18 protein-coding genes are annotated in these 20,954 nt (G+C 69.9%); 12 read left to right on the forward strand and 6 right to left on the reverse strand.

Annotated elements, in window-relative coordinates; all coding sequences use genetic code 11:
* Window position 1: 1 nt before the first annotated feature.
* From J7E22_RS09105 to J7E22_RS09115, 3 genes are read right to left on the reverse strand one after another with little or no spacing between them, the layout of a single operon-like run.
* Entirely contained in the window at window positions 2–2,071 is a 2,070-nt protein-coding gene (locus J7E22_RS09105; protein ID WP_214981183.1) for a YhgE/Pip domain-containing protein, read from the reverse strand.
* Window positions 2,068–2,862 (reverse strand): hypothetical protein, encoded by a 795-nt coding sequence (locus J7E22_RS09110; RefSeq protein WP_214981186.1) that lies wholly within the window; start codon window positions 2,860–2,862, stop codon window positions 2,068–2,070. The genes J7E22_RS09105 and J7E22_RS09110 overlap by 4 nt, the downstream gene beginning before the upstream one ends.
* Window positions 2,859–3,560, reverse strand: a complete 702-nt coding sequence (locus J7E22_RS09115; RefSeq protein ID WP_214981189.1) for a TetR/AcrR family transcriptional regulator — start codon at window positions 3,558–3,560, stop codon at window positions 2,859–2,861. The genes J7E22_RS09110 and J7E22_RS09115 overlap by 4 nt, the downstream gene beginning before the upstream one ends.
* A 159-nt stretch (window positions 3,561–3,719) precedes the next feature.
* On the opposite strand from J7E22_RS09115, the gene J7E22_RS09120 reads away from it, so the two are divergent.
* Window positions 3,720–7,397 carry a S8 family serine peptidase gene (locus J7E22_RS09120; RefSeq protein WP_214981191.1) on the forward strand — a complete coding sequence of 1,226 codons (3,678 nt, stop codon included), beginning with the start codon at window positions 3,720–3,722 and terminating at the stop codon, window positions 7,395–7,397.
* Between the two features lie 118 nt (window positions 7,398–7,515).
* A complete protein-coding gene (locus J7E22_RS09125; protein ID WP_214981193.1) occupies window positions 7,516–7,686 on the forward strand; it encodes a hypothetical protein in 171 nt (56 codons plus the stop codon).
* 99 nt (window positions 7,687–7,785) lie between these two features.
* Here the strand turns inward: J7E22_RS09125 and J7E22_RS09130 are convergent, their stop codons facing one another.
* Window positions 7,786–7,959 carry an Rv0909 family putative TA system antitoxin gene (locus J7E22_RS09130; protein ID WP_214981208.1) on the reverse strand — a complete coding sequence of 58 codons (174 nt, stop codon included), beginning with the start codon at window positions 7,957–7,959 and terminating at the stop codon, window positions 7,786–7,788.
* A gap of 229 nt (window positions 7,960–8,188) precedes the next feature.
* On the opposite strand from J7E22_RS09130, the gene J7E22_RS09135 reads away from it, so the two are divergent.
* Window positions 8,189–9,487: an adenylosuccinate synthase gene (locus J7E22_RS09135; protein WP_214981211.1), complete on the forward strand. Its 1,299-nt coding sequence runs from the start codon at window positions 8,189–8,191 to the stop codon at window positions 9,485–9,487.
* A complete protein-coding gene (locus J7E22_RS09140) occupies window positions 9,487–10,044 on the forward strand; it encodes a low molecular weight phosphatase family protein (protein WP_214981223.1) in 558 nt (185 codons plus the stop codon). Before J7E22_RS09135 ends, J7E22_RS09140 begins: the two co-directional genes overlap by 1 nt.
* Window positions 10,045–10,141: 97 nt before the next feature.
* Here J7E22_RS09140 and J7E22_RS09145 read toward each other — a convergent pair whose 3' ends face one another.
* Window positions 10,142–11,542, reverse strand: a complete 1,401-nt coding sequence (locus J7E22_RS09145) for a PP2C family protein-serine/threonine phosphatase (RefSeq protein ID WP_214981235.1) — start codon at window positions 11,540–11,542, stop codon at window positions 10,142–10,144.
* 62 nt (window positions 11,543–11,604) lie between these two features.
* Entirely contained in the window at window positions 11,605–12,327 is a 723-nt protein-coding gene (locus J7E22_RS09150) for a CPBP family intramembrane glutamic endopeptidase (RefSeq protein ID WP_214981238.1), read from the reverse strand.
* Between the two features lie 155 nt (window positions 12,328–12,482).
* Here J7E22_RS09150 and J7E22_RS09155 point away from each other — a divergent pair, with 155 nt between their 5' ends.
* The 8 genes from J7E22_RS09155 to J7E22_RS09190 are packed head-to-tail and all read left to right on the forward strand — an operon-like array spanning window position 12,483 to window position 20,951.
* Window positions 12,483–13,925, forward strand: coding sequence for a polysaccharide biosynthesis tyrosine autokinase (locus J7E22_RS09155; protein WP_214981250.1), 1,443 nt, complete (start codon window positions 12,483–12,485; stop codon window positions 13,923–13,925).
* A gap of 10 nt (window positions 13,926–13,935) precedes the next feature.
* Complete coding sequence (locus tag J7E22_RS09160) at window positions 13,936–14,925, forward strand: hypothetical protein (protein ID WP_214981252.1); 990 nt, start codon at window positions 13,936–13,938, stop codon at window positions 14,923–14,925.
* A complete protein-coding gene (locus J7E22_RS09165) occupies window positions 14,925–16,406 on the forward strand; it encodes a sugar transferase (protein WP_214981564.1) in 1,482 nt (493 codons plus the stop codon). The genes J7E22_RS09160 and J7E22_RS09165 overlap by 1 nt, the downstream gene beginning before the upstream one ends.
* 57 nt (window positions 16,407–16,463) lie before the next feature.
* Entirely contained in the window at window positions 16,464–17,648 is a 1,185-nt protein-coding gene (locus tag J7E22_RS09170; protein ID WP_308159194.1) for a glycosyltransferase, read from the forward strand.
* Complete coding sequence (locus tag J7E22_RS09175; RefSeq protein ID WP_214981256.1) at window positions 17,645–18,895, forward strand: putative colanic acid polymerase WcaD; 1,251 nt, start codon at window positions 17,645–17,647, stop codon at window positions 18,893–18,895. The genes J7E22_RS09170 and J7E22_RS09175 overlap by 4 nt, the downstream gene beginning before the upstream one ends.
* Window positions 18,852–19,586, forward strand: a complete 735-nt coding sequence (locus J7E22_RS09180; protein WP_214981258.1) for a glycosyltransferase — start codon at window positions 18,852–18,854, stop codon at window positions 19,584–19,586. The genes J7E22_RS09175 and J7E22_RS09180 overlap by 44 nt, the downstream gene beginning before the upstream one ends.
* A gap of 2 nt (window positions 19,587–19,588) precedes the next feature.
* Window positions 19,589–20,110, forward strand: coding sequence for a serine O-acetyltransferase (locus J7E22_RS09185; RefSeq protein ID WP_214981260.1), 522 nt, complete (start codon window positions 19,589–19,591; stop codon window positions 20,108–20,110).
* Entirely contained in the window at window positions 20,103–20,951 is an 849-nt protein-coding gene (locus J7E22_RS09190) for a glycosyltransferase (RefSeq protein WP_214981262.1), read from the forward strand. The genes J7E22_RS09185 and J7E22_RS09190 overlap by 8 nt, the downstream gene beginning before the upstream one ends.
* Window positions 20,952–20,954 lie beyond the last annotated feature (3 nt).

Genomic DNA, 20,954 nt, shown 5'->3' on the forward strand with positions numbered 1-20,954 from the left:
GCTAGCCGATCAGGCTCGGCCGCAGGTCGCGCAGCGTCCGGGAGCGCGTCTGCCGCGCGGTGACCACGAACGACACGAGCAGCGCGCCGAGCATCCAGCAGAGCAGCACCCCGGCGTCCGACCACGCCGTCCCGAGGTTCCCGCCGTACATCGTCTGCCGGATCGCGTCGACCGAGTAGGTCATCGGCAGCGCGAAGTGCAGCGCCGCCAACGGCCCTGGGAGTGTCTGCCAGGGGAACGTCCCTCCTGCGGTGACGAGCTGCACGAGCATGAGCACCAGGCCGAGGAACTGCCCCACCGAGCCGAGCAGCACGTTGAGCGCCATGATGACCGCCGCGAAGGTGGCCGAGGCGAGCACCATCACCGCGATCGTCCCGCCGGCGTGCACGACGTCCAGGTCGAGGGCGAACCGCACGATGAAGAACAGCGCCACCATCTGCACGAGGCCGAGCAGCACCGGGGTCAGCCAGCCGCCGAACACCACGGCCAGGGGCTTCCGCACCGCCGTGATGGCCCGCTTCGAGATCGGCTTCAGGATGAGGAACAGCGCGTACATGCCGATCCACGCCGCGAGCGAGATGAAGAACGGGGCGAGCCCGGCGCCGTAGTTCGACGCTTTGGCGATGTCGTCGGTCCCGACCTTCACCGGGTCGGAGATGACGGACGCCTGGGCGCTCCTGGTGTCGGCCGTCGACGCCGGGATCTTCGTCCGGCCCTGGTCGAGCTTCGTCGCCAACTCGGACGAGCCGCTCTGGAGCTTGGTGAGCCCCGATGCCAGGGACTTCGCGCCCTGGTCGGCCGAGGCTGCACCGGTGGACAGCTGCGACGCCCCGGAGGACAGGGCGGGCGCGGCGGCGGCGAGCTGCGAGGTACCGCCGGCGACCTGGGAGGCACCGCTCGACAGCGCCGAGGCGCCGGACGCTGCCGATGCGATCCCGGAGGACAGCGTCGGTGCTGCGGACGCCAGTGCGGAGGTGCCGGCGGCGACCTGGGCGGAGCCGTCCCGCAGCTGGTCGACCGAGGACTTCGTCATCTCGTACGTCTGCTTGGCGCTCGCGCCGGCACCGTTCACCTGTGTGACGGCGGCCGTGATCTGGGCGCGCTGCGCGTCGGTCAGGGTCGCGCCCTGGGGGAGGTTCTTCTCGATCCCGGCGATCACTGCATCGGGGTCGATCGGCTGCAGGGCCGCGACGTCCGGGCTGAACGAGTCGACCTTCTCGGCAAGCCGCCGGTTGCCGTCAGCGACCTGCTGTGCGCCGGAGTCGAGCGCCGCCGTCTGCGCCGGCAGCGCCGCCGTCTGCTGCTGCGCCGTCGCGAGCCCGGACGCCAGCGAGGACGCCCCCGATGCGACCTGCTGCGCACCGTCGTTGAGCTTCGCCGTCTGCGCGGGCAGCGCGGCCGTGCCGGACGCGAGCGTCGCCGCACCGGACGCCAGCTTCCCGGTGCCGTCCGCGAGGGCGTTCGCCCCCGAGACCGCCGACGCTGCCCCGGACGCGAGCTGCCCCGCGCCGTCTGCCGCATCACCGAGGCTGTCGCGCACGTCGGCCAGCCCGACGAGGAGCGTCGACGCCGCCTGCTTCCCGACCCGCTCGGCCACGGCCGTGCGCAGGGTCTTCCCCGCCTGCCCGGCGATCGTCGAGGCGAGGTACGAGTTGGTGTCCGCCGTCGTCAGCACGAGTTCGGCGCGCTTCGGGGTGTCGCTCTGCGCGGACACGAGCGACTCGGAGAAGTCGTGCGGGATCGTGACGACGAAGTCGTAGGTGCCGTTGCGGACTCCGGAGCGCGCGTCGGCCGCGGTGGTCTTCGTCCACTTGAAGTCGCCGCCGTCGAGCGCCTGCTTCGCGACGTCCTTGCCGTAGTTCACGTGGTCGCCGTCACGGGTGGCACCCGCGTCCTGGTTGACGATCGCGGCGGGGATCTGGTCGAGCTTGGCGTACGGGTCGCGGTTCGCCCACAGGTAGGCGCCGCCGTACAGCAGCGGCACGATCATGAGCGCGATGAACGCGAGCCGCGCGAGCGGGGTGGCGGTGAGTCGCGCCAGTTCGGCGCGGACGAGCGAGGTGGTGGTCACGCGGTTGCCTCCGTGGGCAGGGTCGCAGGTGCGGAGTGGGTGCTGGTGTCGGACGGGAGGCCGGGGTCGCCTCCGTCGGGTCGGGCCACGTCCTCGGGGTCCTCGGTCTGGGCAGGGTCGCCGGTCTGAGCCGGGTCCGCAGGCTGGGCAGGGTCCGCGTCGCCGGTCGGCAGCGGCGGCTGGTCGGCGACGGTGGCGAGCAGGTGCTCGACGGTCGCGGCGGCCGCCTTCGAGGTCACGAGCACCACGGTGATTCCGCGGCGGGCGACGTCGCGGATCACCGCGAACCAGTCCTCCACCGCGCCGCCGTGCCGCTCGGGTGAGGTGATCACGAGGCCGGTCACGCCCTCCCGGAGCAGGGCCAGCTCGACGAGCAGCCGGACCCGCACACCGGTCGGGACGCGCTGCACGTGGGTGTCTGCGTAGTGCGCCATGCCGAGCGACTCGAGGACCGTGTCGACGTGTTCGCGGGAGGGGCGCTGCCCGGCGAAGGCGAGCTCCTCGCGGACGATCTCCTTGACGCTCATCACGGGGAAGGGTTCGGCGATCCCGGGGGTGTCGACCAGGGCGAATGCCTGGTGGATCGCGGCCGCGTCGTCCTGTCCGTCGAGCAGGACCCGTCCGGTCTCGGGACGCATTCGTCCGCCGGCCACGAGCGAGGCGAGCACGGGCGACTGCTCTGTCTCGACGGCGACGACCCCGGGGCGTCCGGGTGCGGCGACGGCGGAGACGACGGGCAGTGCCGCGCCGGGCTCCTCGCCGATGCCGACGTGGTCGAGTTCGAGGGTCATGCCTGGTCCTCCGGAGAGAGCGGGGTGGTCGGGGAGAGCGGGGTGGTCGGGGAGAGCTGGGTGGTGGGGGAGAGCGTGGTCGTCGGTTCGGAGAGCATCGCGGTGCGCCAGTCGATGCCGGCCATACCGAGCGCCGACAGCACCACCATGCGGCGACCGGCGTCGTCGGGGGTGCCGGACCGGGTGGCTTCGTCGAGGACGGCGATGCAGGCACCCTCGACCAGGCGGCCGAGGGTCACGGGGTCGACGTCGTCGCGCATGGTGCCGTCGGCGATGCCGAGGGCGCAGGCGTCGCGCACCTGGGCCCGCAGCGGGGCGAACACCTGCGCGACGGACTCGCTGAACGGGCTGCGGAGCGCGACCCTGGCCATCGACCGGACGTGCGTGACCTCGCTCCAGAGCGTCACCGCGATGGCCGCCAAGCGCGCTGCCGGCGGGAGTCCGGCGAGGTCCGACGTCGTCGGCATCGCGCTCGCGATGCGCGCGGCACCGGCCGTGACGACCTCGCGCACCAGGTCATCGCGGGACGGGAAGTGCCCGTACACGGCACGGCGGGAGAGCCCGGCGGCGGCGGCGATCGTCTCGAGGGAGGCGTCCGGGTCCTGCTGCAGCGCGGTCTTCGCGGCCTCGAGCAGCGCCGCGCGGTTCTCGGTCGCGTCACGTCGGGGCGCGCGCACCGACTGGTCGGAAGTGGTCATCCCCCCATGCTAATAAACTGCACACACATGTGCAAGTTAATTCCGACACACCCCGAACGAGGGCCGGTCCCCCAAAGAGCCGACTGCGCAACCTGAGCGGAACCACATAACTTCACAGCAAATCCTTGCGAATCACGGCCGGAGCCCAGGAGGCGCCTTTTGCACCGTGCAACACCGATCCACGAACCGAGCACCACTCCGCGCACCACCCCGAACCCGCACCGCCTCGCGCGCGTCGTGACCGCCGGCATCGCCGTCGTCGCCATGACGTGCGGTGGGCTCGCGGTCGGCGGAGCCGCTTCGGCCGCTCCCACCGGCCTGCGGTCGGCCGACCTGAAGCTCGCGCAGCCGCTGCGGGACGCCAAGCCCTCGACGACGATCGCCGCGTTCGTGCGGACGACCGGGCAGGGAGCGCTGGAGGTCGACGCCCAGGCCAAGGGCGGGGACCTGACGAAGTCGCGGAAGCCCTCGTCGGCCGCCGCCCAGCGCGTCCAGGCGATCACGTCGACGGTCCGAGCCGTCCGCGCCGCCGTCACGCGTTCCGACGCGGACGCCACCGAGCTGTACTCGACCGAGTACACCGTGCCCGGGGTCGCGGTCGTCGCCGACGTCGCCGCCCTGCAGGAGATCGCGAAGCGCTCCGATGTCGAGAGCATCATCCCGCTCACGCCGAAGCAGATCGTCACGCCGACGGTGAACCCGGATGCCGCAGCCGCACCGAGCGGTGTCGACCCGAGCACCGTCCGACCCGGTGCGGACGGCGTCACGCCCAAGAACGCGGCGAGCGACGTCTACACGCGGTCGCTCGACGCGTGGCAGCAGACCGGGCGCACCGGCAAGGGCGTCAACGTCGCCGTGCTGGACACCGGCCTCGACTACACGCAGGCCGACTTCGGCGGCCCCGGCACCACTGCCGCGTACGACGCCGCCCTCGCGAGCACGAGCGCGCCGGACCCGAGCTGGTACGACGCCGCCAAGTTCCGCGGCGGGTACGACTTCGCCGGCCCGACCTACAACGCCGACCCCACCAGCAAGGCGTACGACCCGACGCCCGCGCCGGACGCGAACCCGATCGACGGCAAGGGCGGCGACCACGGCACCCACGTCTCCGGCACGATCGCCGGCTACGGGCTGACCGCGGACAAGAAGACCTTCCGCGGTGACTACACGAAGCTCACCACGCAGACCGTCCAGGACATGTGGGTCGGCCCGGGCACCGCGCCCGAGTCGGGTCTCTACGCCCTGAAGGTGTTCGGCGACGGCGGCGGGTCGACCGACCTGACCGGTGCCGCGCTCGACTGGGTCGGCCAGGCGCTGACCGAGGGCAAGGACATCAACGTCCTCAACCTGTCGCTCGGCTCCGACTACGGCGCACCGGACGACCCCGACAACGCCAAGATCGACGCGCTCACCGCGCGCGGCGTGCTGCCCGTGATCGCGTCGGGCAACGCCGGCGACTTCACGGACATCGGTGGATCCCCCGGGAACGCCGAGGGTGCCCTGACCGTCGCCGCGAGCGCCACGGGACAGTCGCTCTACGACGGCGTGCAGGCCACCGCCCCGGCGGACGTCGCCAAGACCTGGCGCGCGCAGTACTCGCAGAACTACCAGGGCACGCTGCCGGTCGAGGGTGACGTCGTCGTCCCGACCACGAACGTCGACGGCTGCGCCGCCTTCAGCGCCGACGAGGCTGCCCGCGTGCAGGGCAAGATCGTCTGGCTCAAGTGGACCGACGGTGCGCTCGAGTGCGGGTCCGGCGCCCGGTTCAACAACGTGCAGGCCGCCGGTGGCGTCGGGGTGCTCCTGGCGGGCACCCTCAACACGTTCGACTCCGGCATCGCGGGGAACGCGACCATCCCGGGTGCCGAGCTGACGAAGGACAGCGTCACGGGCCTCCAGTCCGCCGCCCTGGCCGGGACCCTGCACGTGCGGTTCGCCGACGAGCTCAAGGGCTTCGAACTGGCGACCGACCCCGAGGCCGTGAACACGCTCGCGTCGTTCACGAGCCGGGGCGTGCACGGTTCGTTCGACGACATCGTCAAGCCGGACATCGCCGGCCCCGGGGTCAACGTGATCTCCGCGGCCAACGGCACCGGCGACGGGCGCATGTCGATGAGCGGCACGTCGATGGCGACGCCGGACGTGGCGGGCATCGCCGCGCTGACGTTCGAGTCGCACCCGTCGTGGACGGCACCCGAGGTCAAGGCGGCGCTGATGAACACGGCGACGCACGACGTCAAGCAGGGTGACGGGACGGCGAGCCTGCTCCGGCAGGGCACCGGCCGTGTCGACGCACTCCAGGCGGTCACCGCGGGCACCACCGTCCGCAGCGTCGAGAACGACCAGCTCGTCACCGCGTCCTACGGCGTGGTCGAGGTCGCCTCGCCCACCACCGAGAAGCGCACCCTGCAGATCGCGAACACCGACGGTCAGCCGCACACGTACGACGTGGCCTACCAGCCGCGGGTGGCGGAGCCGGGGGTCGCCTTCGCGCTGAGCACCACGCGGGTCACGGTCCGTGCACACGGCACCGCGACGGTGCAGCTCACCGTGTCGATCCCCGACCCGACGAAGCTCCGCCGGGTGACCGAGCCCGGTCAGGCGCCCGTGCAGAAGGGGTACCAGCGGGAGTTCGTCGCCGCGGCCTCGGGTCTCGTGACCTTCACCCCGACGGACAAGCGGCTGAACCCGCTGCGACTCGGCGCGTACATCGCGCCGAAGCCGGTCAGCCAGGTGCAGGGCTCGGACGTCACCTTCCAGAAGTCGGCGCGCACCGCGGACCTGACGCTGCGGGGCCGGACGGTCGACCAGGGTGACGCCACCACGGGGTACCACGCCGCCGTCGCACCGTTCGTGCTCGGCGGGACCGACCCGCAGGAGGCGTTCCCGGCCGGCTCGGCCAAGCGGTCGCTGCAGGCCGCGGACATCCGTTCCTACGGCGCGAGCTACGACAAGGCCTCGGACACGGTGGCCTTCGGCGTGCAGACCGCCGGTCCGGACGCGAACCCCGGCGCGGTGACCAACGTCGAGGTGCTCATCGACACGAACCGTGACGGCACGCCGGACTACCTGGTGTACGACGCCAAGTCGGCCGCGGTGGACGCCACGTTCGCCACGACGATCGACCTGGCGAAGGCCGCGTTGAACGACCCGAAGATCGATCCGGTCGTCGACTCGCAGCCGCTGAACGGCGGGGCCCCCGGCCAGGACGTCAACACGTTCGACAGTGCCGTCAAGGTCCTCACCGTGAGCGGGTCGGTCATCGGTGCGACGAAGGCGTTCGACTACTCGGTGCTGACCGAGTCGGCGTACGCCCCGGCACACGCGACCACCGGGTCCTCCGTGGTGGACGAGACCGCCTCGGCGGCCTTCGACCCGTCGGCTCCGGCGCTCACCTTCGCGCAGGGCACGACGACCGGGGTCCTGTTCGCGGACCGCGGTGCGCTCCGGGTCACCCGCGCCGCCGGGGTCACCACCGCCCGGGTCCTGCTGCTGCACCTCGGCAACGCGGTCGGCGACCAGGCCCAGACGGTCACGACGACGCTCGCCCAGCCGACGCTGTCGCTCGTCAAGGGCAGCGCGGTGCGGATCTCCGGCTCGACGAAGGTCGGCGCGAAGCTCTTCGCCGAGCACGGTCGGTGGGACGCTCCGCGGGTGACGTACGCGTACCAGTGGCTCCGTGACGGTGTCGCCGTCCGCGGTGCCACCGGCGCGACGTACCGACTCGGCTCCTCCGACGTCGGCCACCGCTTCCAGGTGCAGGTCGTCGCGAAGGCGGCCGGGTTCCAGGACGGGGCGGCCACCTCGAAGCCGACCGGCAAGGTGTCCCGCCGGTAGTCGTCGACGCCGGACGGGCGGGTGTGCGCGTCGCACCCGCCCGTCCCGCGCAGGCCACGAGATGCGGCTGCAGGACAGGTAGTTAGACAAACTAGTAGTTCACTGCCAAGCTGTTCTCATGCCGATCAAGACCACTCTCATGCAGCTCCGGTCGGACCCGGCCGAGTGGTTGCGCCGGGGGCTCACGCCGCCGGACGTGATCCAGGCCATGGTCGAAGAGCGCCTCGCGATCCCCGGCCTGGCCCAGCCGGTGGGGGACCCGTCGTACGCCGACTTCTTCCTGGTGTGACCTCCGCAGGTCCGGTCACCTGACCGGGTGTGGACAGACAGACGGGAGGCGCGGTGCCAGCTGGCACCGCGCCTCCCGTCTGTCCGTACCCGGGTCGGACTACTTGCCGATCTTGTCGTCGGCGGCGTGCTCCGCCTTGTCGATCTGGTCGGTGTGAGCGCCACCGGTGGCCTTGTCGGCCGCGCCGGCTGCCTTGTCGAGGCCGCTGTCGGTGGCCTGCTCGCCCTTGTCGCTGTCCGCGAAGTCCTTCGCCTTGTCGCCGAGTCCGCTCATGTCGTGCTCCTTCGTCGTGGGTCTGGATGGTCGTGCTGGTCGTGCTCGTGTCGGCCCGGCCGGTGCTGCTGACCGGGCACGACCGACGCTGCCCCTGGTCGGGTCCGTGCGCTCCCAGGTGTGGCCGGTTCTCCACAGGCAGGTAGCGCGCAGATGACCACTCGATAGACTCGGGTGGACCACCGGCCCCAGGTCGCGTGCGGTCCTCCGCCAACGTGAGGAGAACCAGATGCCCGCAGCAGTCATCATCGGAGCCCAGTGGGGCGACGAGGGCAAGGGGAAGGCCACCGACCTCCTCGGCCCCCGCATCGACTACGTCGTCAAGTTCAACGGTGGCAACAACGCCGGGCACACGGTCGTCGTCGGCGGCGAGAAGTACGCGCTGCACCTGCTACCGTCCGGCATCCTCACACCCGGGGTCACGCCGATCATCGGCAACGGCGTCGTGGTGGACCTCGAAGTGCTGTTCCAGGAGCTCGACGCGCTCCGGGCCCGTGGCGTCGACGTCTCGCGGCTGCTCGTCTCGGCGAACGCCCACGTCATCACGCACTACCACCGCACCGTCGACAAGGTGACGGAGCGGTTCCTCGGCAAGCGGCAGATCGGCACCACCGGCCGCGGCATCGGCCCGACCTACGCCGACAAGATCAACCGCGTCGGCATCCGCATCCAGGACATCTTCGACGAGAACATCCTGCGGCAGAAGGTCGAAGCCGCCCTCGAGCAGAAGAACCACCTGCTCGTGAAGGTCTTCAACCGTCGCGCCATCGACCCGGAAGAAGTCGTCGAGTCGCTGCTGTCCTTCGCGGACCGCCTGCGCCCGATGGTCGCCGACACCGCGCTCGAGATCCACCGTGCCCTCGAGCGGGGCGACACCGTCCTGTTCGAGGCCGGTCAGGCCACCATGCTCGACGTCGACCACGGCACCTACCCGTTCGTGACGTCATCCTCGGCCACCGCCGGCGGCGCCGCGACCGGCTCCGGCATCGGCCCGGGCAAGCTCGAGCGCATCATCGGCATCGTCAAGGCGTACACGACCCGCGTCGGCGCCGGCCCGTTCCCGACCGAGCTGTTCGACGAGTCCGGCGAGTTCCTGCGCGCCAACGGGTTCGAGTTCGGCACGACGACCGGCCGTCCCCGCCGCTGCGGCTGGTACGACGCCCCGATCGCCCGGTACACGGCGCGCATCAACGGTGTGACCGACTTCGTGCTCACCAAGCTCGACGTCCTGACCGGGCTCGAGACGATCCCGGTCTGCGTCGCGTACGAGGTCGACGGCCAGCGTGTGGACGAGGTCCCGGTCAGCCAGTCGGACTTCCACCACGCGAAGCCGATCTACCAGGAGTTCCCCGGCTGGACCGAGGACATCACCGGCGCCCGTTCCTTCGAGGACCTGCCCGCGAACGCGCAGGCGTACGTCCTGGCGGTCGAGGCGATGTCGGGTGCCCGCATCTCCGCGATCGGTGTCGGCCCCGGCCGTGACGCCATCGTCGTGCGGCACGACCTGCTCGGCGCCGACGAGGCCTGATGCGGATCCTCTTCGTCTGCAGCGGCAACATCTGCCGCTCCCCATTGGGTGCGCAGGTGCTGCAGACGCGTCTCGCCGACGCCGCCCGCGCGCACGTCATCGAGTCGGCCGGCACCATCGCCGACGACGGCGCCGCCATGGACGACGCGGCTGCGGCCCAGTCGCGTCGTCTCGGCGGTGACCCGTCGTCGCACGCCTCCCGGTACCTGACGCCCGAGATCGCCGCAGCGGCCGACCTGGTGCTCACCGCCGAGCGGTCGCACCGCGCGGCCGTGGTGTCCCTGGCACCCCGGACCGCGAAGCGGGCGTTCACGATCAAGCAGTTCGCCCGGGTGCTCGACGGGCTGGAACCCGGGGACCTGGACGGCGTCAGCACGCCCGAGCAGTTGGTCGAGCGGGTCGCCCGGCTGCGGGGGACCGTGCCGCCGCCGGCCGACCCCGCGGACGACGACGTGGACGACCCCTACCGGCGGTCGACGGCGACGCACGAGCGGGTGGCGGACGAGATCGACCGTGCCCTGGCGAAGATCGCGGACGCGGTGCGCGCCGTCTCCTGACCCGAGCGCAGCAGGACCCGAGCGCAGCAGGACCGAGCGCAGCAGGACCGAGTGCAGCAGGACCGAGCGCAGCCGGGCGGTCGGCTCGGCCGGTCGGTCAGCCTGCGCGGTGGAACGAGCCAGCGGTCAGGTCGCTGCCCGCCCGGTCCTCGGTGTCAGCGGTCACCAGGTCACGCCGGACGGCGATGATGGTGACGTCGTCGTCGTGCGGCACCGACGCCGCCCGCTCCGACAGGGCCGCGACGAGCGCCGCCGGGTCGTGGTCCGCCGACACCAGCGCGGCGACCTGGTCCACGGCGTCGTCGTTGCCGTCGAACAGGTCGAGCACGCCGTCGCTGAACGCGATGAGCAGGTCGCCCGGCCCGAGCGTCGTCGCCGACGTGGCCCATTCGTCCCGGATGCCGAGTCCGAGCGGCAGGTCGACGGAGTGCAGGCGTTCGATCGGATCCACGGCGTCACCGGTGCCGGTGCCAGCGCCGGTGCCGCTCCCGCTGCCGGCACGGTCGCGGTCCGTCCGGTCGGCGCGCAGGATGAAGCTGAGACCGTGCCCCGCGTCGGCCCAGCGGACAGAGCCGTCGTCGCCGAACCGTGCGTGGAACAGCGTGGTGAACGTCACGTTCATCGCGGCATTGTCGGCGGTGAGCCCGTCCGATGCTCGTCGGAGCGCCTCCGAGGGGTCATCGACGGTCCGCGCACTCCGCAGGGTCGCACGGACGGCCGCGGCGATCAGCCCGGCGCCGACGCCCTTGCCCATCACGTCCCCGAGGCTCACAGCCAAGCCCTGCGGCGTGCTGTACCAGTCGAAGAAGTCCCCACCGACGGTCTTCGCCGGCATGCAGGCACCCGCCACGCGGAGCCCGTCGAAGACCCGGCTCAGCGCGGCTCCGTCGGCATCGACGCGCGTGGTCGGCAGCAGGGAACGCTGCACCGCGCCGGCACGGCTGATCTCGTCGCGGACGACTGCTTCGCTGGCCTCCGCGGTCTGCACGCTCTGCCGGGCGTGGCGCGACAGCTCCTGGACGATGCCGGCGACCGTCCCGAACACGACCACGGTGATGCCGAGTCGCACGAGCTCGCTCGACCCGATCGGCGTGCCCGGTCGCAGCAGGACGGGGGCGAGGATCACGGCCGTCACACCGACGGCGGCGAACACGACCGTCTGCCGGCCCCGGAGCGACGCGCACCAGACCACGGGCAGGACCACGAGCGACGTGAACACCGAGGTCTCGGCGCCGGTCCCGGTGCGCAACAGTGCGACGGCCAGGAAGTCGAGCACGATCACGATCGACACCAGGGACTGCGCCCCGGGGAACAGGTGCGACGCGACCGCGACGAGCGTTGCGAGCGAGATCACGACGATGCTCGCCACGAAGACGCCGTCGTTGGACACGCCCAGCGTCGGGAGCACGACACTGAGCAGCGCGGCGACCCCGAGCAGGATGCTGATCGGCGCCTGTCGGACGAGCGAGCTGTCGATGATGCTGGTTGGGCGAGACATGCTCGTGGAAGGCTACCGGTCGGGGGTCCTCGCCGTGCCGGGGACGGACCGCGTCAGGTCGCTCAGCGCGGCCAGGTGAGCACGACGGCGACGGTGTTGAACAGCACGTGCGCCAGGATCGCTCCACCGATGCGCCCGGTCATGGCCACGAGCGTGCCGGTGAGCAGGCCGAGCAGGAACGTGGTCACGAACACCTCGAACCCGATGAGCGAACTCGACGGGCTGCCGATCAGCAGGTGCAGGACCGCGAACAGGAACGCGGTGAGCAGGACGGCGAGGAACCGCGTGCGCGGGGTCAGAGCGTCCGCCAAGCGCCGCTGGAAGAGCCCGCGGAACACGATCTCCTCGAGCACCGGGCTGACCAGGCAGACGCCGATCGCCGACACGACCAACAGTCCGACGTCGGGAGCGCCGAGCGTCGGCGCCGGACTGAGACCCGAGGACCCGGTGATGGACAGGGACAGGAACGCGTCCACACCGCGGCAGACGATCACGATGCCGATCGCGAAGACGGCGTCGCCCAGGTCGAGTCGCAGGCGAGGCAGGGCGTCCGGCCGGGAGGCGCGGCGCACCACCCAGCCAGCGCCCACCACGAGGGGTGCCCAGACCGCCACGTCGGCGGCCAGGACCTGCAGGACGGGGGAGGGGATGCCTCCAGACCGGGCGATCGTCCCGACCAGTCGGGACAGCACGACGGCCACGGCCATCGCGATGAGCAGGGCGACGAGGTCGCGCTGACGCGCGGACTCGAGCTCGGTGACGGCCGGTTCCGGAGCGCTGCTCATGCCGCCACCGTAGGGGACGGGAGGCGCAGATCGCGAGATACCGTCAACGTGGCCGCATCCGTGTGGCACTATTTGCATGTTGTGTGCTGGGAGAATCCCGGCCTTCCTGGGCAGGGGCCGCAGGAGCACGACGAGCGTCGGGGAAGGCGGGCCGCGTGGAACTACGCGACTACATCACAGTGCTGCGCAAGGGATGGGTCCTCATCCTGGTGCTCGCACTGGTCGGGGTGGCCGCGGCCGCCGGGTACTCACTGCTGAAGAAGCCGGTGTACTCGGCTTCCGCGCAGGTGTTCGTGTCGACGGAGACGTCGGGCAGCGCCAGCGACCTGGCGCAGGGGAACACGTTCTCGCAGCAGCGGGTGCTGACCTACTCGAACCTGGCATCGACGCCGATCGTGCTGCTGCCCGTGATCGCCACGCTGAAGCTGCCCGTCACCGCGGACCAGCTCGCGTCGCAGATCACCGCGACCGCGCCGACGAGCACAACCCTGATCTCGATCTCGGTCAACGACACCGACCCGGTCCGTGCCGCGGACATCGCGAACGCGACCTCGCAGAGCCTGACGAACGTCGTGCAGAGCATCGAGGCGACGGACGCGAACGGGTCGAGCACCGTCAAGCTCACCCGGGTGAAGCAGGCCGAGGTCCCCGAGAAGCCCGTCAGCCCGAACGTGCCCGTCAACGTGGCGCTCGGACTGCTCGTCGGACTGGCGCTCGGCGTCGGGATCGCCGTGCTGCGTGAGACGCTCGACAACCGGGTCCGCACCGAGGACGACGTCGCGAAGATCAGCGACAAGCCCGTCGTCGGCGGCATCGCCTACGACAGCAAGGCGTCCGAACGGCCCCTCATCGTGCAGGTCGACCCGCGGAGCCCCCGCGCGGAGTCGTTCCGCACGCTCCGCACGAACCTGCAGTTCCTGGACATCGGGACCGGATCCCGCACCTTCGTGATGACCTCGTCGGTGCAGTCCGAGGGCAAGAGCACCACGGTCGCCAACCTTGCGATCGCGCTGGACAGCGCCGGCTTCCGCGTGATCCTGATCGACGCCGACCTGCGCCGCCCGCGGGTCGCCGAGTACATGGAGATCGAGGGGAACTCCGGACTCACGGACGTGCTCATCGGGCGTGCCGAGCTCGAGGACGTCGCGCAGCCCTGGGGCCGCGGCAACCTGGTCGTGCTGCCCGCCGGTCCGATCCCGCCCAACCCGTCGGAACTCCTCGGCTCCCGGGCAATGGAGGAGCTCATCCGCAGGCTCGAGCGCGAGTTCGACTACGTGCTCTTCGATGCCCCGCCGCTACTGCCCGTCACCGACGCCGCGATCCTGGCCAAGAAGGCGTCCGGCGCGATGATCGCCGTCGCTGCGGGCAAGACCCACAAGGGGCAGCTCGCCGGTGCGGTGTCGTCGCTCGAGAACGTCGGCGCCCCGATCGCCGGCTTCGTCATGACGATGATGCCGATCAAGGGCCCGGGCGCGTACGGCTACGGCCGCTACGGGTACGGCTACGGGTACGGCCTCGACACCGAGGAACCCACCAAGGTGGCGTCGCCGAAGCGCAGCGGGAAGAAGGCCGGCGTCCTGCGTCGCGCCGACCGCTGAGGACCGCCCCATGGACGTGCGACGACGGACCCGACGCATCGGGCGGCCTGCGACACGGACGACCCTGACGTGGGTCGCCGTCGTGATCGTGGCGCTCGTCGTCGTCGACGTCGTGCTCGTCGCGCTCGCCCTCGGTCGCACCGGAGCCGAGCACAGCCGACCGGCCGGACCGATCCCGACGTACTCGAGCGCGCCGGTGCCGTCCCGCACGCCGGGCAGCAAGCCGACGTCGACCCCGGCGGCGAACCCGGGCGCGACCCCGACCGCGAACGCCGGTGCGCAGACCGCGACCAGCGGTGCGTCCGGCCGCCGTCTGCTGTCCGCGGTCGACGCGACGGAGGCATGGCGGGCCTCCAGTGGGCGCTGCGGCGGTGACGCACCGGTCCTCGAGCGCAGCACCGACGCCGGAGCGACGTGGAAGGCCGTCCACCTCGGGTCCGACGTGCGGTCGCTCATCGCGATCCGTGCCTCCAGCTCGTCGCTCTCGATCGTCGCCGGCATCGGCGACGGATGTGAGACGACGACGCGCACCAGCACGGACGACGCGGCGTCCTGGACGGCGGGAGCGGCCGGCGCCGCAGGCGCCGGACTCGCCGACGGCGGCGTCGTCCTGTCCACGGGGACCGTCCCGGCGCCCTGCGCCGACCCGGTGCAGGCGTTCCAGGGGCAGCACACGTCCGTCGTCGTCTGCGGCGACGCGCTCGACTGGCGCAGCGGGACCGACGCCTGGGTGCGGGTGCCCATCACCGGCGTCCGCTCTCTCGGGGTCGACGGGAACGCATACACGATCGCGCGCGTCGGGGCGGTGGGCTGCGACGGTGTCGACATCGCCACCATGCCGGCGACCGGCGTGACCGCGTCGTCGACCGTCACGTCGATCGGCTGTTGGTCGGCGGCGGCCACCGACGGGCCCGTGACGATCAACCGGGCCGGGCAGGCCGTGTGGGCCTGGGCCGGTGACGTGGTGCACGTGTCGGGGGACGGCGGGAAGTCGTGGTGATGCCGTCCCAGGCGCGCACCAGCGGCGCTGCGCATGCCGGTCCGAGCACCCCGCCGGCAGATTCGTGGAGTCGGCGGTACTCGCGCGGCGTCGTGTTCACCGATCTGCTCGCGCTCGTCTGGGTCGTGTTCGGGACGCAGATCGCCTGGCTCGGGCTCGACTCCAACCTCGCGACGAACACCGCAGACGTGCGGCTCAGCTACTTCGGCATCTCGATCGTCGTGATCATCGTGTGGATGAGCGCGCTCGCCCTCTACGACACCCGCGGCGACCGGGTCATCGGCGTCGGGAGCACCGAGTACCGCCTGGTCGCCGACTCCAGCATCCGCGTGTTCGGCGCGCTGGCGATCGCCGCGTTCCTGTTGCACGTCGACCTGGCGCGCGGGTACGTGCTCATCGCCTTCCCGATCGGGATCCTGGTGCTGCTGCTGTCCCGGTGGATGTGGCGACAGTGGTTGGTCGCGCAGCGCAAGCACGGCGCGTACTCCGCGAAGGTGTTGCTGGTCGGCTCCACCGCGAGTGTCGTGCACATCGCGCGTGAGCTCGGGCGGTTGCCCGAGGCCGGCTACCGCGTCGTGGGCGCCACGGTCGCGGACGGAACGCGGGGCCTGCTCACCGGAACGTCATTGCTGAGCCACGGCGGATTCGGCGACGTGGCGGCGGCGTTGGCAGTGACCGGGGCAGACACTGTCGTGATCACCAGCTCGGACGACCTTCCCCCAGAGCGCGTCCGGGAGCTCAGCTGGTCCCTCGAACCCGGTCGCCAGCACCTCGTCGTCGCTCCGAGCCTGACCGACATCGGTGGACCGCGCATCCACACCCGTCCAGTGCAGGGCCTACCGCTCATCCACGTCGAGACGCCCACGTACTCGGGTCGGAAGCTGTACTCGAAGCGCGCGTTCGACCTCGTCAGCTCGGCTCTCCTGATCGTGCTGACCTCACCGGTCCTGGTGGTCTTGGCGCTCTCGGTGAAGCTGACGTCGGTCGGCCCGGTGTTCTTCCGGCAGGAGCGGGTGGGGTTGAACGGCAAGACGTTCCACATGGTCAAGTTCCGGTCGATGGTGACGGACGCGGAGGAGCGGCTGCAGGAACTCGGTCAGCTCGACCGAGCCGCCGGGAACGACGTGCTCTTCAAAATGAAGGACGATCCGCGTGTGACCCGCGTCGGAGCGACAATGCGTCGGTTCAGCCTCGATGAGCTTCCGCAGCTCTTCAACGTCCTCCTGGGAGAGATGTCCCTCGTCGGACCGCGTCCGCCGCTCGCACGAGAGGTCGAGCGGTACGACCAGCATGTGCACCGCCGCTTCCTCGTGAAGCCCGGAATGACGGGATTGTGGCAGGTGAGCGGGCGGTCGGATCTGTCGTGGGAGGACTCCGTACGGCTGGACCTGTTCTACGTCGAGAACTGGTCGATCATCGGGGATCTCCTGATCCTCTGGAAGACGTTCCGGGCTGTGATGAGCCCAACCGGGGCCTACTGATCAATCGCTGATCGGCGAGTGGACGTCGGTTGGTGCGATGTCGAGAGAGGAGGATGCGTGGTAGCCAAGGTCCTGCAAGTGAACGTCCGCTTGAGCGAGGGCGGTGCCAGCGGCGTGGCGCGGACGCTCCATGACTCGCTGCCAACACATGGCTTCGAGAGCGCCATGGCCTACGGGTACGGGCCTTCGGGAGCCGCTTCACCGCTCGAGGACGAGTACGACGCGCTTCGACTCACCAGCCGACCGGCAGCCGCGGTCAACATGATCGCGCACCGAATGCGAGGTGAAGAAGTCGTTGCTCCTGGTCGAGCCCGGTTGGCCGCACTGCGAGAGGCGATCAGGTCAGCAGACATCGTCCACCTCCATGCCGTGCACAGCTACATGATGCCGCCGACCGGCCTGATGAAGATGCTCGCGGCGGAGGCGAAGCCGGTCGTGTGGACGATGCACGATCAGTGGCTCATGACGGGCCGGTGTGCGCAACCCGGTGCTTGCGACGGGTGGAAGACCGGGTGCGACCCGTGTCCGCATCTCGAGGCCTACCCGCCTGCCACGCTTGACCGGGCAGCGGTGCAGTTCACGCGACGACGACAAGCTTTCGAGGACCTCGGGCTGGCCAGCGATGCGCGCGTTGTCGCATGCGCCGAATGGCTCGCGGGCGAGATGCGGACCGCGGGCTTCCGGGACGTCAGGGTGATCACGAACGCGGTGGACGGCGCATTCTGGGACGCGGTGCAGTCATCACCGAAGGAGGAGCGGGACGACGTCGAACCTCGCTACCTGTTCATGAGCCGGGATCTCCGCGATCCGGTGAAGGTCGATCTCCCGATGTTGCGCACGCTCGCAGGGAAGGTGCCTGGCCGGGTGACGGTTGTGGGCGACAGGCTGGCCGAGCCGATCGTGGGCGCTCTGCACCTCCCCGCCGTTCAGGACCGTAGTGAGATGGTCCGGATCATGCGGGACCATTCGCACTTGCTGTTCTTCTCGAAGGTCGATTACTACCCGTTGACCATCGCGGAAGCGCTGACCGCTGGCTTGCGGGTGATCGCCAGCCCATCGCCAGCGGCGAGGGAGTTCGAAGCGGACGAGCGCGTCCGAGTGCTCGTCGCAGACGACGAGTGGGAAGGTGTGTTGGACCAGCCGAGCGAGCCGACGACAGCCGACACGTTGCCTGATACGCTCTTCGACCCTCAGCGCATGACCGCTGAGTACGCGTCGCTGTACCGAGAGATGTTGCCGTGAGCCAAGCGTTGTACCGCGCCCTGGTAACGATCCTCACTGTCGGGCTCGTCGTCTTCCAGCATTTCCAGATCGGCGAGTTCGGGAACTACCCGGTGACCATCGGGGTCTTCATCGGGTTGGCCCTACTGTGTGTGGCTTCGACGAGGGTGGCGGTCCCCAGGCTGATCCTGACCTTTGCGATCGTCTGCGTACCGAACGCGTTGGTGCAGATCGTCGCTCCGTCCATACGCGACGGTTACGGGTCGTTCTTCGGGACGTTCGGACTCTTCGTCCTCGGCTCGTTCTTCGTTGCGCAGTTCTCGCAGTCGACGGTGCGTCCCGCATTCGTACCAGCGGCGATCAGAGGGATGTTCCTGGCCCTGATCGTGGTCACCCTGCTGTCTGTCATTCAGGTACTGACCGGATCGCGTGGGAGCCTCGCCTGGTTCAACCTCTTTGGCCAGCATCAGTACTTGTACCAGTACGATCCGCACCTGGAGTTCAATCCGATTCCACGGGCCGCGGCGTTCTACCTCGAGCCCTCCTACGCCGCGTTCGTCATCGGAACGCTCGCGGTCGGGCTCGTCGTCGTGAAACGGCATGCCGTCGCGGCCTGGATATTGGGGTCCGTTGGCTTGCTCGCGGTCCGATCCGCGACGGGCCTCCTCGTGTTCGCAGCAGTGGCCGCGGTCGCCTTGATCGTTAGTCGAAGTCGCTGGCGCCTTCCTGCCGTCGCGGGCCTCCTCCTGACGGGGATCGTCGCAGTGCCGTACCTCGCCGGTCGACTCGATTCGACGTTCACGGCCGGGTCGAGCGCGTACTACCGGCTTGTCGGCCCGTTGCGGATTCTCAGTGACACGCTGGTGCACTTTCCGTTCGGGCATCCCTTCGGATCGTTGCGGAACACGGTCGCCGACTACGGCATTCTCAACGGAGCTTCCACCGGAGACTCGTTGGACAACGGGTTCTACGTGCTTGTGTTCTACTTCGGATGGATCGGAGTCATCGGATGCCTGGGGTTGCTGGCCTGGGTCGGCCGTCGCGTGGTGGTCGCCCATCGGGCCAGCCAGCCCGGACGGGCGCTCGTCGCGGTATGGGCCGTCGGTAGTCTGTTCTTCTCCGGGGGTGTGATGCTTCCCGAATACCTCTTGATGCTCTGGCTGCTCTTCGCTGTTCACCGTGTGCCACACGCGACTCAACCTCTCGGAATCGAGACCCCTCGGAATGACCACGCTCTCGATCGTCACAATCACCTACAACGACGATGACGGGCTCGCGCGCACTCTGGCGTCTCTGACGGAGCTCGTCCACGTCGCCGGCGACGATCTCGAAGTCGTCGTCGTGGACGGAGGCGAGAGCGTCGCCACCCGCGACCTCGTCGGAGAGTGGACGCCTGCCGCTGTCCTCATCTCGGAGCCGGATGAAGGGATCTACGACGCGATGAACAAGGGTCTCGATCGCGTTCATGGTGGTCACGTCTGGTTCTTGAACGGCGGGGACGAAGCGTTGACCGACTGGACCGCCCTCCGGGGAGTGCTTGCGGGCAACCAAGGAAGCGTCGTGCTCGCGGACTACGTCCTGGCAGGCCGTACGGTCGACAGAGCGCGGTCGAGTCGTCCTCCACGATCGATGTGGCACGCTCTGCCGACCTCACATCAGGCGATCTTCTACCCGCTCGCGGGTATCGGTGCCGCTCGGTACGACCGTCGGTTCGGAATCGTTGCTGATTACGCGTTCACTGCGGACCTCTACGCGCGGGATGTGCCGTTCGCTCGTAGTTCTCTCCCGGTCGCGCGGTTCCACCTGGACGGCGTTTCCAACGAACACGCGAGGCTCATTGGTGAGCAGGCCGGGGTCGTGCAGAGAGAGATCCTCCGGACCGCGCTGCCGCTTCGGCTCGTCAGCAGACTGCGCCATGTCGCGAGCAGACGATACCGGCAGATTCTGGCGAGGAGATAACGATGCCCTCATATCCGAACGCGGCGGCGAAGGCGACGGAGCGGGCGCTGTACGGCCCATTCCCGTGGCTGCTCCAGCCGAGCTACTGGGCCGTCCGCGTGTACCGATACGGGCGCTCCACGGTCGGGGACAAGTCGGTCGTCGGAAAGTTTCGGCACGTCGTGCACTTCGGTCTCTACAGCGTGGTTCGCCTCGCTACCGGGATTGATCTGCCCCGGACGGCCGACATCGGGCCGCGCCTGATGATCCATCATTTCGGCGGGATCATCATCCATCCTCAGGCTCAGATCGGGACCGACTGTGTTCTGCGCCACGGCGTCACGGTCGGTGAGCGGCACGAGAAGGGCGGCGTACCCCTCGTGGGGAACGGTGTCGTGTTCGGCGCCTACGCTCAGGTTCTCGGCCCGATCGTCGTCGGGGATGGTGCAACCCTCGGAAGCCTTTCCGTCGTGATCCGAGACGTGCCGGCCGGGGCGACCGCTGTAGGCATCCCTGCGCGCGTCCTCGGAGGGCATCGTGCCTAGGATCACCGTCGTGATGCCGGCGCACAATGCTGGTTCAACGCTGCAGGCAGCCGTCCGCTCGACGCTGCGCGCGCTACCCCGGGACTCGGAAATCCTGGTGTACGACGACGCCAGCTCGGACGACACCGCCGAGGTCGCGAACCGGTTGGCTCGCGATGATCGGCGGGTCCGTCTACTCGGCGGGGACGGGCTGAACGTCGGCGCCGCAGCTGCCCGGAACATCCTCATCGGGGCGACGGACAGCGAGTTCGTCGCAGCGATGGACGCGGACGACGTGACCCTTCCCAACAGGTTCTTCGCTTACGAGGAGCGCATGGACGGCGTGGACCTCCTGTTTGCGCCGATCATCAGGTTCGGTCGTGGACGTCGGCCGCACGTCCCGCGGCCCGCTCAGCTCTCCACAGATGCGGTTCCGTTGGCGCTGTTCATCCTGAATCCGCTGCCGCAGTCGACCATGATCGCGCGCCGTGATGCGCTCAACGGCGCCGGGACGTATGTGCACGGGCCCGCTGAAGACTACGAACTGTGGGTTCGACTCGCTGCGGACGGTGCGCGGATCCGATTCTCGAGTTGGCCAACCGTCGCCTATCGCCATCACGAGGGTCAGGCGACGGCGCGCGTCGGGTATGAGCGACAGGTCCGAGAGAACCGAGCACTGCTCCGATCCTGGGATCGACTCGGGATGTCTTTGGGGATACCGCGTGCATCGAATTCGTCCAACGAGGAGCTCCGGAGCCGCGCTACTCAACTGCTGGACGAGCTGCAGCGCCCTACCGACCGACAGAGGGTGGAGCGACTCTTGAACATGCCCTGGGCGTTCCCGCTCGCGAGCGGGAACTAGCCG

It is taken from the genome of Curtobacterium sp. ISL-83 (assembly GCF_018613895.1).
Classification (GTDB): Bacteria; Actinomycetota; Actinomycetes; order Actinomycetales; family Microbacteriaceae; genus Curtobacterium.

What these genes read in the sequence shown, in the direction of transcription:
- J7E22_RS09180 (WP_214981258.1), top strand. Translation starts at nt 18,852, where the DNA reads ATGACCACGCTCTCGATCGTCACAATCACCTACAACGACGATGACGGG.
- J7E22_RS09160 (WP_214981252.1), top strand. Translation starts at nt 13,936, where the DNA reads ATGGACGTGCGACGACGGACCCGACGCATCGGGCGGCCTGCGACACGG.
- J7E22_RS09135 (WP_214981211.1), top strand. Translation starts at nt 8,189, where the DNA reads ATGCCCGCAGCAGTCATCATCGGAGCCCAGTGGGGCGACGAGGGCAAG.
- J7E22_RS09185 (WP_214981260.1), top strand. Translation starts at nt 19,589, where the DNA reads ATGCCCTCATATCCGAACGCGGCGGCGAAGGCGACGGAGCGGGCGCTG.
- J7E22_RS09165 (WP_214981564.1), top strand. Translation starts at nt 14,925, where the DNA reads ATGCCGTCCCAGGCGCGCACCAGCGGCGCTGCGCATGCCGGTCCGAGC.
- J7E22_RS09130 (WP_214981208.1), bottom strand. Translation starts at nt 7,959, where the DNA reads ATGAGCGGACTCGGCGACAAGGCGAAGGACTTCGCGGACAGCGACAAG.
- J7E22_RS09115 (WP_214981189.1), bottom strand. Translation starts at nt 3,560, where the DNA reads ATGACCACTTCCGACCAGTCGGTGCGCGCGCCCCGACGTGACGCGACC.
- J7E22_RS09145 (WP_214981235.1), bottom strand. Translation starts at nt 11,542, where the DNA reads ATGTCTCGCCCAACCAGCATCATCGACAGCTCGCTCGTCCGACAGGCG.
- J7E22_RS09150 (WP_214981238.1), bottom strand. Translation starts at nt 12,327, where the DNA reads ATGAGCAGCGCTCCGGAACCGGCCGTCACCGAGCTCGAGTCCGCGCGT.
- J7E22_RS09140 (WP_214981223.1), top strand. Translation starts at nt 9,487, where the DNA reads ATGCGGATCCTCTTCGTCTGCAGCGGCAACATCTGCCGCTCCCCATTG.
- J7E22_RS09110 (WP_214981186.1), bottom strand. Translation starts at nt 2,862, where the DNA reads ATGACCCTCGAACTCGACCACGTCGGCATCGGCGAGGAGCCCGGCGCG.
- J7E22_RS09125 (WP_214981193.1), top strand. Translation starts at nt 7,516, where the DNA reads ATGCCGATCAAGACCACTCTCATGCAGCTCCGGTCGGACCCGGCCGAG.